The organism is Bradyrhizobium sp. HKCCYLS3013 (genome assembly GCF_051167615.1).
GTDB lineage: Bacteria > Pseudomonadota > Alphaproteobacteria > Rhizobiales > Xanthobacteraceae > Bradyrhizobium.
In genome coordinates this window covers 15387-29179 of sequence record NZ_JBNPTK010000004.1, presented here as the reverse complement: position 1 = coordinate 29179, position 13793 = coordinate 15387, and the positions used below count along the sequence as shown (strand labels likewise).

Annotated in this window: 13 protein-coding genes; 8 read left to right on the top strand and 5 right to left on the bottom strand. The window is 68.4% G+C overall.

Annotation, left to right across the window (positions count from 1 at the left end; translation table 11 throughout):
- The first annotated feature begins 34 nt into the window (after nucleotides 1-34).
- Both ACQR1F_RS09145 and ACQR1F_RS09140 read left to right on the top strand, forming a co-directional pair.
- Nucleotides 35-1429: a DegQ family serine endoprotease gene (locus tag ACQR1F_RS09145; protein ID WP_315800958.1), complete on the top strand. Its 1395-nt coding sequence runs from the start codon at nucleotides 35-37 to the stop codon at nucleotides 1427-1429.
- The gene (locus ACQR1F_RS09140) at nucleotides 1426-2760 is read left to right on the top strand and encodes a replication-associated recombination protein A (RefSeq protein WP_434912894.1); all 1335 of its coding nucleotides are present in this window, start codon (nucleotides 1426-1428) and stop codon (nucleotides 2758-2760) included. Before ACQR1F_RS09145 ends, ACQR1F_RS09140 begins: the two co-directional genes overlap by 4 nt.
- 156 nt (nucleotides 2761-2916) lie before the next feature.
- Here the strand turns inward: ACQR1F_RS09140 and ACQR1F_RS09135 are convergent, their stop codons facing one another.
- Nucleotides 2917-3864: an alpha/beta hydrolase gene (locus ACQR1F_RS09135; protein WP_434838342.1), complete on the bottom strand. Its 948-nt coding sequence runs from the start codon at nucleotides 3862-3864 to the stop codon at nucleotides 2917-2919.
- 106 nt (nucleotides 3865-3970) lie between these two features.
- On the opposite strand from ACQR1F_RS09135, the gene ACQR1F_RS09130 reads away from it, so the two are divergent.
- Nucleotides 3971-5353: an RluA family pseudouridine synthase gene (locus ACQR1F_RS09130; RefSeq protein ID WP_434874595.1), complete on the top strand. Its 1383-nt coding sequence runs from the start codon at nucleotides 3971-3973 to the stop codon at nucleotides 5351-5353.
- A 51-nt stretch (nucleotides 5354-5404) separates the two neighbouring features.
- Here the strand turns inward: ACQR1F_RS09130 and ACQR1F_RS09125 are convergent, their stop codons facing one another.
- Nucleotides 5405-5845, bottom strand: coding sequence for a hypothetical protein (locus ACQR1F_RS09125; protein WP_315800954.1), 441 nt, complete (start codon nucleotides 5843-5845; stop codon nucleotides 5405-5407).
- Between the two features lie 89 nt (nucleotides 5846-5934).
- Here ACQR1F_RS09125 and ACQR1F_RS09120 point away from each other — a divergent pair, with 89 nt between their 5' ends.
- From ACQR1F_RS09120 to blaOXA, 4 genes are all read left to right on the top strand, one after another.
- Nucleotides 5935-6717, top strand: coding sequence for an ATP12 family chaperone protein (locus ACQR1F_RS09120; RefSeq protein WP_434912893.1), 783 nt, complete (start codon nucleotides 5935-5937; stop codon nucleotides 6715-6717).
- Nucleotides 6718-6778: 61 nt separating this feature from the next.
- Nucleotides 6779-8428, top strand: coding sequence for a flagellar hook-length control protein FliK (locus tag ACQR1F_RS09115; protein ID WP_434912892.1), 1650 nt, complete (start codon nucleotides 6779-6781; stop codon nucleotides 8426-8428).
- Nucleotides 8425-8706: an EscU/YscU/HrcU family type III secretion system export apparatus switch protein gene (locus ACQR1F_RS09110; RefSeq protein ID WP_315714536.1), complete on the top strand. Its 282-nt coding sequence runs from the start codon at nucleotides 8425-8427 to the stop codon at nucleotides 8704-8706. The genes ACQR1F_RS09115 and ACQR1F_RS09110 overlap by 4 nt, the downstream gene beginning before the upstream one ends.
- 82 nt (nucleotides 8707-8788) lie before the next feature.
- Nucleotides 8789-9607: an OXA-1091 family oxacillin-hydrolyzing class D beta-lactamase gene (gene blaOXA / locus ACQR1F_RS09105; RefSeq protein ID WP_434912891.1), complete on the top strand. Its 819-nt coding sequence runs from the start codon at nucleotides 8789-8791 to the stop codon at nucleotides 9605-9607.
- A 184-nt stretch (nucleotides 9608-9791) separates the two neighbouring features.
- Here the strand turns inward: blaOXA and ACQR1F_RS09100 are convergent, their stop codons facing one another.
- The 3 genes from ACQR1F_RS09100 to ACQR1F_RS09090 form a co-directional block, all read right to left on the bottom strand.
- A complete protein-coding gene (locus tag ACQR1F_RS09100; RefSeq protein WP_434912890.1) occupies nucleotides 9792-10277 on the bottom strand; it encodes a hypothetical protein in 486 nt (161 codons plus the stop codon).
- A 100-nt stretch (nucleotides 10278-10377) separates the two neighbouring features.
- A complete protein-coding gene (locus ACQR1F_RS09095; protein WP_434884223.1) occupies nucleotides 10378-11346 on the bottom strand; it encodes a dienelactone hydrolase family protein in 969 nt (322 codons plus the stop codon).
- A 307-nt stretch (nucleotides 11347-11653) separates the two neighbouring features.
- Entirely contained in the window at nucleotides 11654-12088 is a 435-nt protein-coding gene (locus ACQR1F_RS09090) for a DUF4260 domain-containing protein (RefSeq protein WP_434912889.1), read from the bottom strand.
- A gap of 125 nt (nucleotides 12089-12213) precedes the next feature.
- Between ACQR1F_RS09090 and ACQR1F_RS09085 the strand changes: the two genes are divergently transcribed.
- Complete coding sequence (locus ACQR1F_RS09085) at nucleotides 12214-13746, top strand: acyl-CoA carboxylase subunit beta (protein WP_315800948.1); 1533 nt, start codon at nucleotides 12214-12216, stop codon at nucleotides 13744-13746.
- Nucleotides 13747-13793: the final 47 nt, after the last annotated feature.

Here is a 13793-nt window from a genome sequence, read left to right as displayed (position 1 = left end):
ATATCCAAGCCGTCATTTTCCCAGGATTGTTCGCATGACGTTGATTCGCTCCACACTGGTCCTGCTGCTGTCTCTGCTGGCAGCCACTCCGCTCGCGGCGCAGGACCGGCGCGTGCCGCAGTCCGCGGCCGAGCTGCGGCTGTCCTATGCGCCGATCGTGCAGCGCGTGCAGCCGGCGGTCGTCAACGTCTATGCCGCCAAGGTGGTGCAGAACCGCAATCCCTTTCTCGACGATCCGATCTTCCGCCGCTTCTTCGGCCTGCAGGGCGGGCCGCAGGAGCAGATGCAGCGCTCGCTCGGCTCGGGCGTGATGATCGATGCGTCCGGTCTCGTCGTCACCAACGTGCACGTGATCGAGGGCGCCGACGAGGTGAAGGTCTCGCTCGCCGACAAGCGCGAGTTCGAAGCCGAGATCGTGCTGAAGGACAGCCGCACTGATCTGGCCGTGCTCAAGCTGAAGGGCACCAAGGAGCAGTTTCCGACGCTCGACCTCGCCAACTCCGATGATCTCCTGGTCGGCGACGTCGTGCTGGCGATCGGCAATCCCTTCGGCGTCGGCCAGACCGTGACCCACGGCATCGTGTCGGCGCTGGCGCGCACGCAGGTCGGGATCACCGACTATCAGTTCTTCATCCAGACCGACGCCGCGATCAATCCCGGCAATTCCGGCGGCGCGCTGGTGGACATGACCGGACGTCTCGTCGGCATCAACACCGCGATCTATTCCAAGTCCGGCGGCTCGCAGGGCATCGGCTTCGCGATCCCTGCCAACATGGTGCGCGTGGTCGTGGCTTCGGCGAAGAGCGGCGGCAAGGCGGTGAAGCGCCCGTGGCTCGGCGCGCGGCTGCAGGCGGTGACGCCCGAGATCGCCGAGAGCCTCGGCCTGCGCTCGCCGACCGGCGCGCTGGTCGCCTCCGTGGTCGCGAACAGCCCGGCGGCAAAGGCGGGCATCAAGTCGTCGGACCTGATCGTGTCGATCGACGGCCAGACCGTCGATGATCCGAACGCGTTCGACTATCGCTTCGCGACCCGGCCGCTCGGCGGCACGGCGCAGATCGAGCTGCAGCGCGGCGGCAAGCCGGTGAAGGTCGCGGTCGCGCTGGAGACCGCGCCGGACACCGGACGCAACGAGATGGTGATCAACGGCCGCTCGCCGTTCCAGGGCGCCAAGGTCGCCAACATCTCTCCGGCGGTCGCCGATGAGCTGCATCTCGATGCCGACACCGAGGGCGTGGTCGTGCTCGAGCCGGGCGACGGCACCACCGCGGCCAATGTCGGCTTCCAGAAGGGCGACGTGATCATGGCCGTGAACAACCAGAAGATCGCCAAGACCGCCGACCTCGACAAGGCGTCGCGCGAGGCCGCGCGCATCTGGCGCATCACCGTGCTGCGCGGCGGCCAGCAGATCAACGTCACGCTCGGCGGATGAGCCCGAAGCGTCCCCAGCAGGGAGGCCCGAGCCTCTTCGCCGCGGCGGGGATGGAGCACGATGCGCCGCGGCCGCTGCCGGAGCGGCTGCGCCCGCACAAATTGTCCGACGTCGTCGGGCAGGACCACATCCTCGGTCCCGACGGCGCGCTGACGCGCATGCTGGAGACGCGCACGCTGGGCTCGCTGATCTTCTGGGGCCCTCCCGGCACCGGCAAGACCACGGTGGCGCGGCTGCTGGCCGATGCTACCGAGCTGCATTTCGAGCAGATCTCGGCGGTGTTCTCCGGCGTCGCCGACCTGAAGAAAGTCTTCGACGCGGCACGCGCGCGACGCGAGACCGGGCAGGGCACGCTGCTGTTCGTCGACGAGGTGCATCGCTTCAACCGCGCGCAGCAGGACTCTTTCCTGCCGGTGATGGAGGACGGCACCGTCGTGCTGGTCGGCGCGACCACCGAGAATCCCTCGTTCGAGCTCAACGCCGCTCTGCTGTCGCGTTCGCGCGTGCTGGTGTTCCACTCGCTCGACGCCGCCGCGATCGAGAAGCTCTACGGCAACGCCGAGGCGGTCGAGGGCCGCAAGCTGCCGCTCGACGACGAGGCGCGCGCCGTGCTGATCCGCATGGCCGACGGCGACGGCCGCGCCGCACTGACGCTCGCCGAGGAAGTCTGGCGCTCGGCGCGCAAGGACGAGATCTTCAACGCGGTGCAGTTGCAGGACATCCTGCAGCGCCGTGCGCCGATCTACGACAAATCGGCCGACGGCCACTACAACCTGATCTCGGCCCTGCACAAATCGGTGCGCGGCTCCGATCCGGATGCGGCGCTGTACTACTTCGCCCGCATGCTCGACGCCGGCGAGGATCCGCTGTTCCTTGCTCGCCGCATCGTTCGGATGGCGGTGGAGGACATCGGCCTCGCCGATCCCCAGGCGCTGGTGATCGCCAACGCCGCCAAGGATGCCTATGACTTCTTGGGCTCACCCGAGGGCGAGCTCGCGATCGCGCAGGCCGTGATCTATGTCGCCACCGCGCCGAAATCCAACGCCGCCTACAAAGCGTTCGGCGCCGCCAAGCGCGTGGCGAAAGAGGGCGGCTCGCTGCTGCCGCCAAAGCACATCTTGAACGCGCCGACCAAGCTGATGCAGGGCGAAGGCTACGGCGCGGGCTATCAGTACGACCACGATGCGCCGGACGCGTTTTCGGGCCAGGACTACTTCCCCGACGCCCTCGGCCGCCAGCAGTTCTACGATCCCCCCGAGCGCGGCTTCGAGCGCGAGATCAGGAAGCGGCTGGACTACTGGGCGAAGCTGCGGAAGGAGCGGGGTGAGTAGGAGCCCCGACGCCGCTCGTTCTGTGACCGCGTGTCGCGCTGCTTATGTTGCGTCATGCTCTCTCCACGTCATTGCGAGCGCAGCGAAGCAATCCCGAGTCCTCGCGACGCCCTGGATTGTTTCGCTGCGGGTAATGACGGTGGAGGGAGCGCGCTACTACTTCCCCGTCTTGACGAACTCCGCAATCTCCCGCGTCAGCCGGTCGTCCTCGGTGTTGATCGCATACACCTCCGACATGTGGCTGTGCTGCGGCAGCATCACCGCGCGGGCGCAGCCGGACGGTCGCTTGCAGGCGGCCTGCTTGAGCAGATCGAACTGCTCGACAAAGCGCGGCGGGTCGAGCTCGGCGGAGACGATCATCAGCGGCAAGGGCGAGGCTTGCAGCCCCTGCAGCGACGAGCGCTCCTTGAAGCGCGAGGGATCGGTGCCGAAATAGGCCATCTCCTGGTCGCCAAGCGGCGTCGCGGTGAGGTCGTAGACGCCCGAGGCCATGATCGCGCCCGCAAGGCCGCCGCCGGCGACCTTGTGGAATTCGGGATGCGCCACATAGGTCGCGACGTGCACCGCGCCGGCCGAATGGCCCATCAGATAGATGCGCGCGGGATCGCCGCCGTTCTCGGCGGCGTGGGCGGCCACCCATTGCACCGCGCTGGCGACATCCTCGACGCCGGCAGGCCAGGAGAATTTCGGCGCCAGGCGGTAGGTGATGTTGACGCCGACGAACCCGCTCTTCACCGCCCACAGCATGATGTTGTCGTAGAACGGGCCGTCCGGCGTGGTGCGCTTGTTGCCGCCGATGAAGGCGCCGCCATGCACGAAGATCAGCACCGGCCGGGGCGCGGCCGCGGCATCCGGCGTGAAGACGTCGAGCAGATTGCGTTCGGCCGTGCCGTATCTCACATCGCGCTGCACCTTGACGCCGGTGTAGGGTTCCTTGGCCTGCAGCGGCGTGTAGATCGCGGCGGTCTTCGGCGGGGCGATGACCCGGCCGATCTCGATCAGCTTCCAGGCGATGTCGTCGGGCATGGGGCTCTGCTGCGCCTGCGTGGCGGTCGTCGCCAGCGTGGCTGCCAGGATCGCCAGGCCCAGTCGCGTGAGCGTCATTCGAATTCGCTCCGATCAGTATCGATGGCCCAAGCGGCCGACTCACAAGCGGATTTATCGCGATTTCGCCGTGACTGGCAGGGGCTTTTGCGATACGCAACCTGCCATGAGCCGCCGTATCAAGCGAACCCAGACCCGATCCGATCGCCCGACCGATCGCCGCAGCGAGCGGCCGAAGGCCGAGGCCGCCCGCAGCGCAGGCGCCGCGGCCAAGCGTGAGTCTGCGAAGCGTCCCGATGCCGAGCGGCCGCGGCGCGACCGTTTTGCCGGTGACCGCGAGGCGGCACCGCGCGGCGATTTCGGGCGCGGCAAGGCCGAGCGCAGCCGTGCGCCGCGCGCCGAGGGAGAGGATCGCCGCGACAGCTTCGCCCCGCGCGAGCGGCCGCCGGCCAAGCGCGCCGGTGCCGGCAAGCCCGCGCGGTTCAGCTCGGAGCGTGCCGAGCGCAGGCCTGCGGCGCCGCCGCCGAAGAAGGTCGAGCCGGAGACGCCGCTGCTGCCGACGAAGGTGCAGACCGTGGTGGTCACGGCCGACGAGAACAACATGCGCGTCGACCGCTTCCTCGAGGCGCGCTTTCCCGGCCTGTCGTTCTCGCACATCCAGCGCATCGTCCGCAAAGGCGAGCTGCGCGTCGACGGCAAGCGCGCCGACTCCAAGGATCGCCTTGAAGAAGGCCAGAGCGTGCGTATTCCGCCGCTCAAGCTGGACGCGCCGAAGGAGCGCGCCGGCCTCACCGAGGGCGAGCGCAAGACGCTGGAGAGCCTCAAGGCAATGACCTTGTACGAGGACGACGACGTGCTCGTCCTCAACAAGCCGGCCGGGCTCGCGGTGCAGGGCGGCTCCGGCATGACCCGCCACATCGACCAGATGCTGGAGGTTATGCGCGACGCCAAGGGCCAGAAGCCGCGGCTCGTGCACCGCATCGACCGCGAGACCTCCGGCTGCCTGCTGATCGCCAAGACCCGCTTCGCCGCGACGCATCTGACCGGCGCCTTCCGCAGCCGCTCGGCGCGCAAGATCTACTGGGCGCTGGTGGCGGGCGTGCCCAAGCCCAAGCAGGGCCGCATCTCCACCTATCTTGCCAAGGAGGAGAGCGAGGACGACACCATCATGCGCGTCGCCGCCCATGGCGACGAGGGCGCCAGCCACGCCGTGACCTATTACGCCGTGGTCGAGGCCTCGGCCAACAAGCTCGCCTGGGTGTCGCTGAAACCGGTGACCGGCCGCACCCATCAGCTGCGCGCGCACATGGCCCATATCGGCCATCCCATCGTCGGCGATCCCAAATATTTCAACATCGAGAACTGGGCGCTGCCCGGCGGCCTGCAGAACCGGCTGCATCTGCTGGCGCGCCGCATCGTCATCCCGCATCCGCGCGGCGGATTCATCGACGCCACCGCGCCGCTGCCGCCGCACATGCTGCAGTCGTGGAACCTGCTCGGCCTCGAGCACGACCGCTTCGACCCGATCGAGAACGCGCCGGAGGAGTGAGCGGCCTCTCGTAACACGGATATCGCTTCGCTCATCGGGCTACGCAGCGGCTCAATTCCGGAACTGCCGCAAAAACTCCCGCAGCGAATCGTGCGGGGTCTCAACGTCGAGGATGACCCAGCCGTCCGGTCCCTTCACGACGATGAAGTTCAGCGTGACGCGGTGGCCCTGGTTGTCGAAGCTGGCCGCCACATACGTCTTGTCGAACTGCTTGCGCAAGATCGAGATCGCGACCGGGCCGAGCTTCCAGCGTGGGCTCTGCACCAGGAAATCGTAGGGCTCACGCCGCGGCGCCGCCCAGGCCCCGGCGAGGCTCGGATCGAAGAACTGCCGCGCGGTCTCGGCCGTCCGCGGCAGCCCGGCGGAGAGCTCCGGCGCGCCCCGGCCGTAATGCGCATAGACGTTGCGCACCAGCGATTCCGGCGAGCGGAAGCCGGCGGCGGCCTCAACGGCGCTGCCGAGCAGGACGAGGGCGGAGAGCAGCGGACGCATCGGCAGCTCGCATTTCGGGCGGACAGGGCTTATCTACCGCGAAAACAACGGATCCCGTGTGATCATCCCGCGAGAGGGCTGGAATTCTGATGCGTGAACTGTTTGACGAGGTCGTCGGCCGGTCGCCGCTCGATCCGCAGGAATCGGCGCGCCAGGCGATGCGGACGCCGCTGCGCAAGCGCTTCTACAAGGAGGCCGGGACCGCCGCGGCCGAGGGCGGCTTCAACGTCACCCTCGACGGCCGGCCGATCCGCACACCGTCGGGGCGCGTCGTCATCGTTCCCGCCGGGGAGCTGGCCGAGGCCGTCGCCGCCGAGTGGCAGGCCCAGGGTGAGAACATCGATCCCGCCACGATGCCGCTGACGCGGTTCGCCAACAGCGTCGTGCAGTCGGTGGTCGACCGCGTCGATGACGTCCGCGAGGACATCGCCAAATATCTCCAATCCGACCTGTTGTTCTACCGGGCCGGTCATCCCGAGGGGCTGGTCGCGCGCGAGGCCGAGCATTGGGACCCGGTGCTGGACTGGGCGCGCGACGGCCTGGGCGCGCATTTCATCCTGTCCGAAGGCATCATGCATGTGGCCCAGTCGGAGGCAGCGGTGCAGGCGGCACGCGGTGCGCTGCCGACCGGCCCGTGGACGGTGGCGGCGGCGCATGTCGTCACCACACTGACCGGCTCGGCGCTGCTGGCGCTGGCGCTGGTGCATGGGGTGCGCGACGCCGATCAGGTCTGGGCGGCAGCCCATGTCGACGAGGACTGGAACGTCGCGCAATGGGGGGCCGACGAGGAGGCGATGAGCCGCCGCGCCGCCAAGCAGATCGACTACCAGGCCGCCGTCCGCATCCTCCGGGCAGTCGACGCCGCGCTCTGAGGCCGGTTAACGCCGGGTTTAGGGGCACCCGCTAGGCTGTGCGCGTAACCCGAGTACGCGCATGGTCCAGAGTGTCACCCCGTCGCCTTCCGTGAGCGCCGTCCGCGGCGTCGGCAGCTCGCCGGCCGGAACCACGGTGGCGGCGGCGACCACGCTGCAGGCCGGCGCTCTGGTCAGCGCCAGGGTGCAGCAGGTGCTCGCCGAGAACCTGGTCCAGGTCGCGATCGGAAACCTGTCGATGGAGCTCGCGAGCGAGCTGCCGCTGCAGGCCGGCCAGACCGTGCAGGTCGCCGTGTCGCAGACCGCGCAAGGGCTGCAGCTCGCCATCGTCGGGCAGGGCGGCAGTGCTGCCACTGGCACCACCGGCACCCCGACCCCGGCCGCCACCGTCGTCGACGTCACCGGCCGGCTGGCACCGGCGCTGCCGCCACCGCCGGATCCGCTGACCGGGCTGGAGCGGCTCGCATTGTCGATTGCCAGCGAGGAGGCGGCGACCCGCCAGGGCAGCCAGGGCCAATTGTTCGCCGATCTCCAGGCCGTCGCCGACTCGCCGAACCTTCCACCGGCCTTGCGGGCCGCCGTGGCCCAGGTGCTGGCGCAGCAGACCCCGCTATCGCCGGCGCTGACCGCGGAGGATGTGCAGACCGCCGTGCAGCAATCCGGCCTGTTCCTGGAATCCTCGCTCGCCAATGGCAGCGCCGGCACCGGCACGCCCGACCTGAAGGCGGCGCTGATCGTGCTGCGCCAGACGCTGGCGACGGTGCTGCAGACCGCCGAGCCCGGCATGGCGGCGTCGACGCAGCCGTCGCCCGGTGGCTCCTATGCCTCGGTGCTGTCGGAGGCCGGCCGCGCCGCCGCCGCGCAGCAACAGAGCGGCGCTCCCTCGCTGGTGCCCGACATCGAGATCGAGCTGCCGCCCCAGCCCTGGGCCACGGGAATGGGGCGGCCCGACGCCGCGTCTGCCGGCTTCACCGGCTCGGCGCTGATCGAGGCCCTGACGGGCGCCAAGGCGCAGTCGCTCACGCCCGGCACGGTGCTGGCCGTGCTGCAGGAAGCGCAGCAGCAGATTCCGCGCGCCGCGGGCCTCGTTCCCGGACGCAACGCCAACGGCCGCGCCGATATGGTCGTGCGCACCAACACCCCGCCGCCGCCGTTCCGCGGGGCTGCACCGATGCCGCAGGCCGTGGCGATGCCGACGCTCGGTCCCGACACGCCGCTGTCGGCGATCGCGCACCGGCTGCTCGACGAGACCGACCAGGCGCTGTCGCGCCAGACCCTGCTGCAGGTCGCCTCGCTGCCGGATCGCCCGGACGCCTCGACCGCGCGCACCGACCCGGCGCCGCCGCGCTGGAACTTCGAGATTCCCTTCGCCACCCCGCAGGGCACGGCCATGGCGCAGTTCGAGATCGCGCGCGACGGCGGCACGCAATCGCCGGACGCCGCCAAGCGCGTCTGGCGGGCGCGCTTCTCGCTCGACGTCGAGCCGGCCGGCCCGGTGCACGCGATGATCTCGTTCAGCGCCGAGCGCACCTCGGTGCGGATGTGGGCCGAGCGTCCGGTCACCGCCGCGCGGCTGCGCGCCGGCCTTGCCGACCTCAGCCAGGCCCTCAGCCGTGCCGAGCTCTCGCCGGGCGATCTCGTGGTGCAGGACGGCGCGCCGCCGGCCGTGATGCCGCCCAGGGCCGGCCATTTCCTGGATCGCGCGCTATGAGCATCGAGGTGAAGGCCGCCAACAAGACCCAGCTCGCCGTCGCCTTGCACTACGACAAGGGCCAGGGCGCGCCGCGCGTCGTCGCCAAGGGCAAGGGCACGATCGGCGCCAAGATCATCGAGGTCGCGAAGGCGCACGACATCCCGATCGAGGAGAACGAGGTGCTGGCCGGCGCGCTCTCCAATGTCGAGCTCGGCGACGAGATCCCGGAGGAGCTCTACAAGGCCGTCGCCGAGGTGCTGGTGTTCGTGCTCAACCTGTCGCGGCCGATGCGCTGAGCGCGCCGCATTTGTGATCTCCGTCATGCGTCGGTCGTCACCGCCCTGTGGTAGGGAGGGCGAACGACGACGGAGATTTGCGATGCCCATGATGAGCCGCCGCCACGCGCTCGCCCTGATGACCGGCGCCAGCCTGTTGCCCGCGCGCGCACTTGCGCATGTCGCACCGCCGCGCAACGAGATCCGCGGCGATCTCGCCAAGCGCTTCGCCGACGAGAACACCAAGGGCACGTTCCTGGCGTACAAGGTCGAGGAATATCTCATCATCGCCAGCGATGCCGATCGCTCCGGCGAGGCGAAGCTGCCGGCCTCGACCTTCAAGATCGCGAACTCGCTGATCGCGCTGGAGACGGGCGTCGTCGAGGATCCCGACAAGGACGTGTTCAAATGGGATGGCGTCACGAGATCGATCGAGGCCTGGAACAAGGATCACACCTTGCGCAGCGCGATCGCGGTCTCCGCCGTGCCGGTCTATCAGGAGATCGCGCGCCGCATCGGTCCCGAGCGGATGCAAAAATATCTCGAGGAGCTCGACTACGGCAATCACGACATCGGCGGAGGCATCGATCAGTTCTGGCTGACAGGCGCGCTTCGCATCGATCCCGTTGAGCAGGTCGATTTCATCGATCGCCTCAGGCGTGGCGCCCTTCAGGTCTCCAAGCGCAGCCAGGATCTGACCCGCGACATCATCCCCGTGACCAAGGTCGGCGATGCCGTCATTCACTTCAAGTCCGGACTGCTCGGCAAGGAGCAGGGGGCGCTCGGCTGGATGGTCGGCTGGGTCGACAAGGGAGATCAGCCGACCGTGTTCGCGCTCAACATGGACTGCCCGGAGCCGCGCCACGTCGAGGCTCGGATGACGCTGACGCAGGCGTGCCTGAAGGACATCGGCGCGGTGTGAATCGAACTGCCGTGGTGTCGCTGTAGCCTAGATGAGCGCAAGCGATATCCGGGATCGGCGAACGTGAGTTCCCCGAAGACCAAGACACTGTCGTCATCGCGAGGAGCGACGCGACGATCCAGAGTCATCGAGGGACTCTGGATCGCTTGGCTTCGCTTCGCAATGACGCGGAGATGTTGGTGGCCTATCTCCGCGCCAGCTCCAGGTCGACGCCCCTGATCTCCGTGCCCGCCGGGCGGATCGACACGGTCTGCCGGCGTCCCTGCGTCGTCAGCGACAGGCCGGCGGAAAACGTCTGCCCGCGCGCCTGGGCCTCGATGCGGTTGCCGACGGCGCGGCCCTCGATCGTGCCGGACGCGTTGTGGCTCGACTCGCTCCATTGTCCCGAGATCTCGCCGCCGCGATAGGCGACGTCGCTGGAGAGGTCGATGTTGTAGCTGTCGCTGGCGCAGCGGATGTTGAGCCGGAGCTGCTCGCCGGCGCCGCCGACGTCATAGGCCGCGCGGCAGCGCAGCCGCTCCTGGTTGCCGTCGGACAAGCTGATCACGCCGCCGCCAGTCCAGGAGCCCTGCAGCCCCCGGAACGGCGCGGCAGGCGCCGCATGGGCCGCGCCGCCCAAGGCGAGGGCGGTCAGCAAAGTGGGGATCGCAAGGCGAGAGGCGCGCATCATCGGGCTCCGTTTCATCGTCGAAAAGCGAGCGACAACGCAGCAAGACCCGATACGTTCGATCTGTCACCTCAAAAATTGATCCAAATCGTTCTATTTTTGCTCACGACAGCTTGAACAGCGCGCGCAGGAAATCCGTCACCGCCTGGCGCGCCGCCTCGGCCGTGGCCGGATTGCCGCCGACATGCGGATCGAACTCGACGCAGGCGTCCTGATAGGTGAAGGGCTGCTGCGTGTCGGCATTGATCAGCATCCCGCCGTCGCTCTCCTTGATGCGGCAGTTGCGCACGGTCTGCGCCTTCGGCGCGACGGCGAGCATGTTGGCGCCGAGCAGGCCGAGATCGAAGCCGTGCGGCGAGTCCGCGTATTCCGTCAGCGCGACGTCGCGGCCCGCGGCCTTCAGCCGCTCGACATAGGCCTTGCAGGTCCGCACCGGATTGTAGTCGTCCGGTCCGCCGTGAAAGATCCGGATCGGCCGCGCCACGACGTCGGTGTCGCCGAGATAGGTCGTCGAGCAGTCGGGATAGAACGGGATGTAGGCGGCGAACTGCAGCCCCGATTTGTTCCAGCGCCTGTGGAAGCGCTCGAGGCTCGCATACAGCGCCGCCTGACCGCCGCGCGAAAAGCCCATCAGCACGATGCGCTCGGGATCGACGCGCGGATGCTTCGCCAGCACGTCCAGCGCACGGTAGATGTCCATGATCAGGTTCAGCCGGCCGAGCTGGGCCTGGTTGGTGCTGGTCGCGGTGATGCCGCGCCCGGTGAAGCCGTCGATCGCGAAGGTCGAGATCCCCATCGCATTGAAGGTGCGGCTCCACGCCGCGATGTTGGCGCCGACGCCGCCGGAGCCGTGCATCAGCACCACCACCGGCAGCCTGCCGCTGCCCTGCGCGACGCGCATTTCGCCGACGACGGTCACCGGCTTGCCGCCGTCGTCGCCGGAGAGGAACTGCCGGTCGGACAGGGTCAGCGACGGGATCGGATACATCTCGACCCGGGCGGGCATATCCTTGGTGAAGCCCTGGGCGCTGGCGCTGCTGCCGAAGTCACCGGCCAAGGCTGTCAGCAGCATCGTCACGGCCACCGCCGCCTGTCGGCAACGGGACCCTCCAACGGCGCGGCGCGGTCGATGCGAGACGGCAACACGAGCGTCCATGGCAAGCGTCGATGAGGCAGCAACAATGTGTCGCTCCATGACCGTCCTCCTGGCTCGCCGCTTGTGGCGCGGCTTTGCAACCAAGTAGAACGAGCGATCGCGGAGCTGTCAAACAGCCGTGCGCGGCGCGCTGGCTGACAGCGGTGGACAACACCGAGCCTGGTGCGCCGCGAAACAAGGGGCGGCGGGCCTCTTTGAGACTCCGGCATCTCGGACCGCGGTGTCAGGGTCGACGAACTCCGCCGATCCGGCCGAGATGGGTGAAGCCGAAGCCATCGGCGTATTTCAGGCCGTAGCCGGCGAGCCGGTCGACGCCGATATGAGCGAGCCAGATCGTGGCGATCTCGACCACCAGCGGCTGTCCGGCCGCCAGCCCGATCGCGAGCAGGGCGGCGGGTGCCAGCGTGCTGTGGACGGCATTGTAGGCCACGGCGCCGATCCGCGGGCCGCCGAGATAGGCGGCGAAGCTGACGTCGGGCGCCAGGAACAGGGCCGCGAACAGCCACCACGAGCCGCTTTGGTGGGCGTAGAAGGCGATCGTCGCGGCCGCCAGCACCAGCCCTTCGAGCCGCAGCAGCAGGCGCAGGCCGCCCTGGACGGCGCCACGGGATGTGCCCAAGGGCTCAGTGACCAGGTCCGGTTGCGCGGCCATATCCATGATTCTGCTTCCAATTCCGAGCTGTGGGAGGAGGGGCGGCACTGCCGAAAGCGGCTTTCCGGCTTCGAAATAGCCGTGTTAGAAGGCCGCCAACAGTCACGACATCGGGAACGGGCGGGAAGCGCATGAAGGACATTCTGGACACCCTCGAGGAACGGCGCAAAGGCGCCAAGCTCGGCGGCGGCGAGAAGCGCATCGAGGCGCAGCATGCGCGCGGCAAGCTGACCGCCCGGGAGCGCATCGAGCTGCTGCTCGACAAGGGCTCGTTCGAGGAGTTCGACATGTTCGTCGAGCACCGCTCCACCGAGTTCGGAATGGAGAAGACCAAGGTCCCCGGCGACGGCGTCGTCACCGGCTGGGGCACCGTCAACGGCCGCAAGACCTTCGTCTTCGCCAAGGATTTCACCGTGTTCGGCGGCTCGCTGTCCGAGACCCACGCGCTGAAGATCACCAAGCTGCAGGACATGGCGATGAAGGCGCGTAGCCCCATCATCGGCCTCTATGATGCCGGCGGCGCCCGCATCCAGGAGGGCGTCGCGGCGCTCGCGGGCTATTCCTACGTGTTCCGCCGCAATGTGCTGGCCTCGGGCGTGATCCCGCAGATCTCCGTCATCATGGGCCCGTGCGCCGGCGGCGACGTCTATTCGCCGGCCATGACCGACTTCATCTTCATGGTGAAGAACACCAGCTACATGTTCGTCACCGGCCCCGACGTCGTGAAGACCGTCACCAACGAGGTCGTCACCGCGGAGGAGCTCGGCGGCGCCTCGGTGCACGCGACGCGCTCCTCGATTGCCGATGGCGCCTTCGACAACGACGTCGAGACGCTGCTGCAGATGCGCCGGCTGATCGACTTCCTGCCGAGCAACAACAGCGACGGCGTGCCGGAATGGCCGAGCTTCGACGACATCGAGCGCGTCGACATGTCGCTCGATACCCTGATCCCGGACAATCCGAACAAGCCCTATGACATGAAGGAGCTGATCCTGAAGGTCGTCGACGAGGGCGACTTCTTCGAGATCGCGGACGCCTTCGCCAAGAACATCGTCACCGGCTTCGGCCGCATTGCGGGGCGCACCGTCGGCTTCGTCGCCAACCAGCCGATGGTGCTGGCGGGCGTGCTCGACTCCGACGCCTCGCGCAAGGCCGCGCGCTTCGTGCGCTTCTGTGATGCCTTCAACATCCCGATCGTCACCTTCGTCGACGTTCCGGGCTTCCTGCCGGGCACCGCGCAGGAATATGGCGGCCTGATCAAGCACGGCGCCAAGCTTCTGTTCGCGTACTCGCAATGCACGGTGCCGCTGGTGACGGTGATCACCCGCAAAGCCTATGGCGGCGCCTTCGACGTCATGGCCTCCAAGGAGATCGGGGCCGACATGAACTATGCCTGGCCGACGGCGCAGATCGCGGTCATGGGCGCCAAGGGCGCGGTCGAGATCATCTTCCGCGCCGACATGGCGGACCCGGACAAGATCGCCGCGCGCACCAAGGAATACGAGGACCGCTTCCTGTCGCCGTTCATCGCCGCCGAGCGCGGCTATATCGACGACGTCATCATGCCGCACTCCACCCGCCGCCGCATCGCCCGCGCGCTCGCGATGCTCCGCGACAAGAAGATGGAGATGCCGGCGAAGAAGCACGACAATCTGCCGCTGTAGGCATCGGCTCAAGCCGTCGTCCTCGCGGGCGGCGGCGACAAAATCAT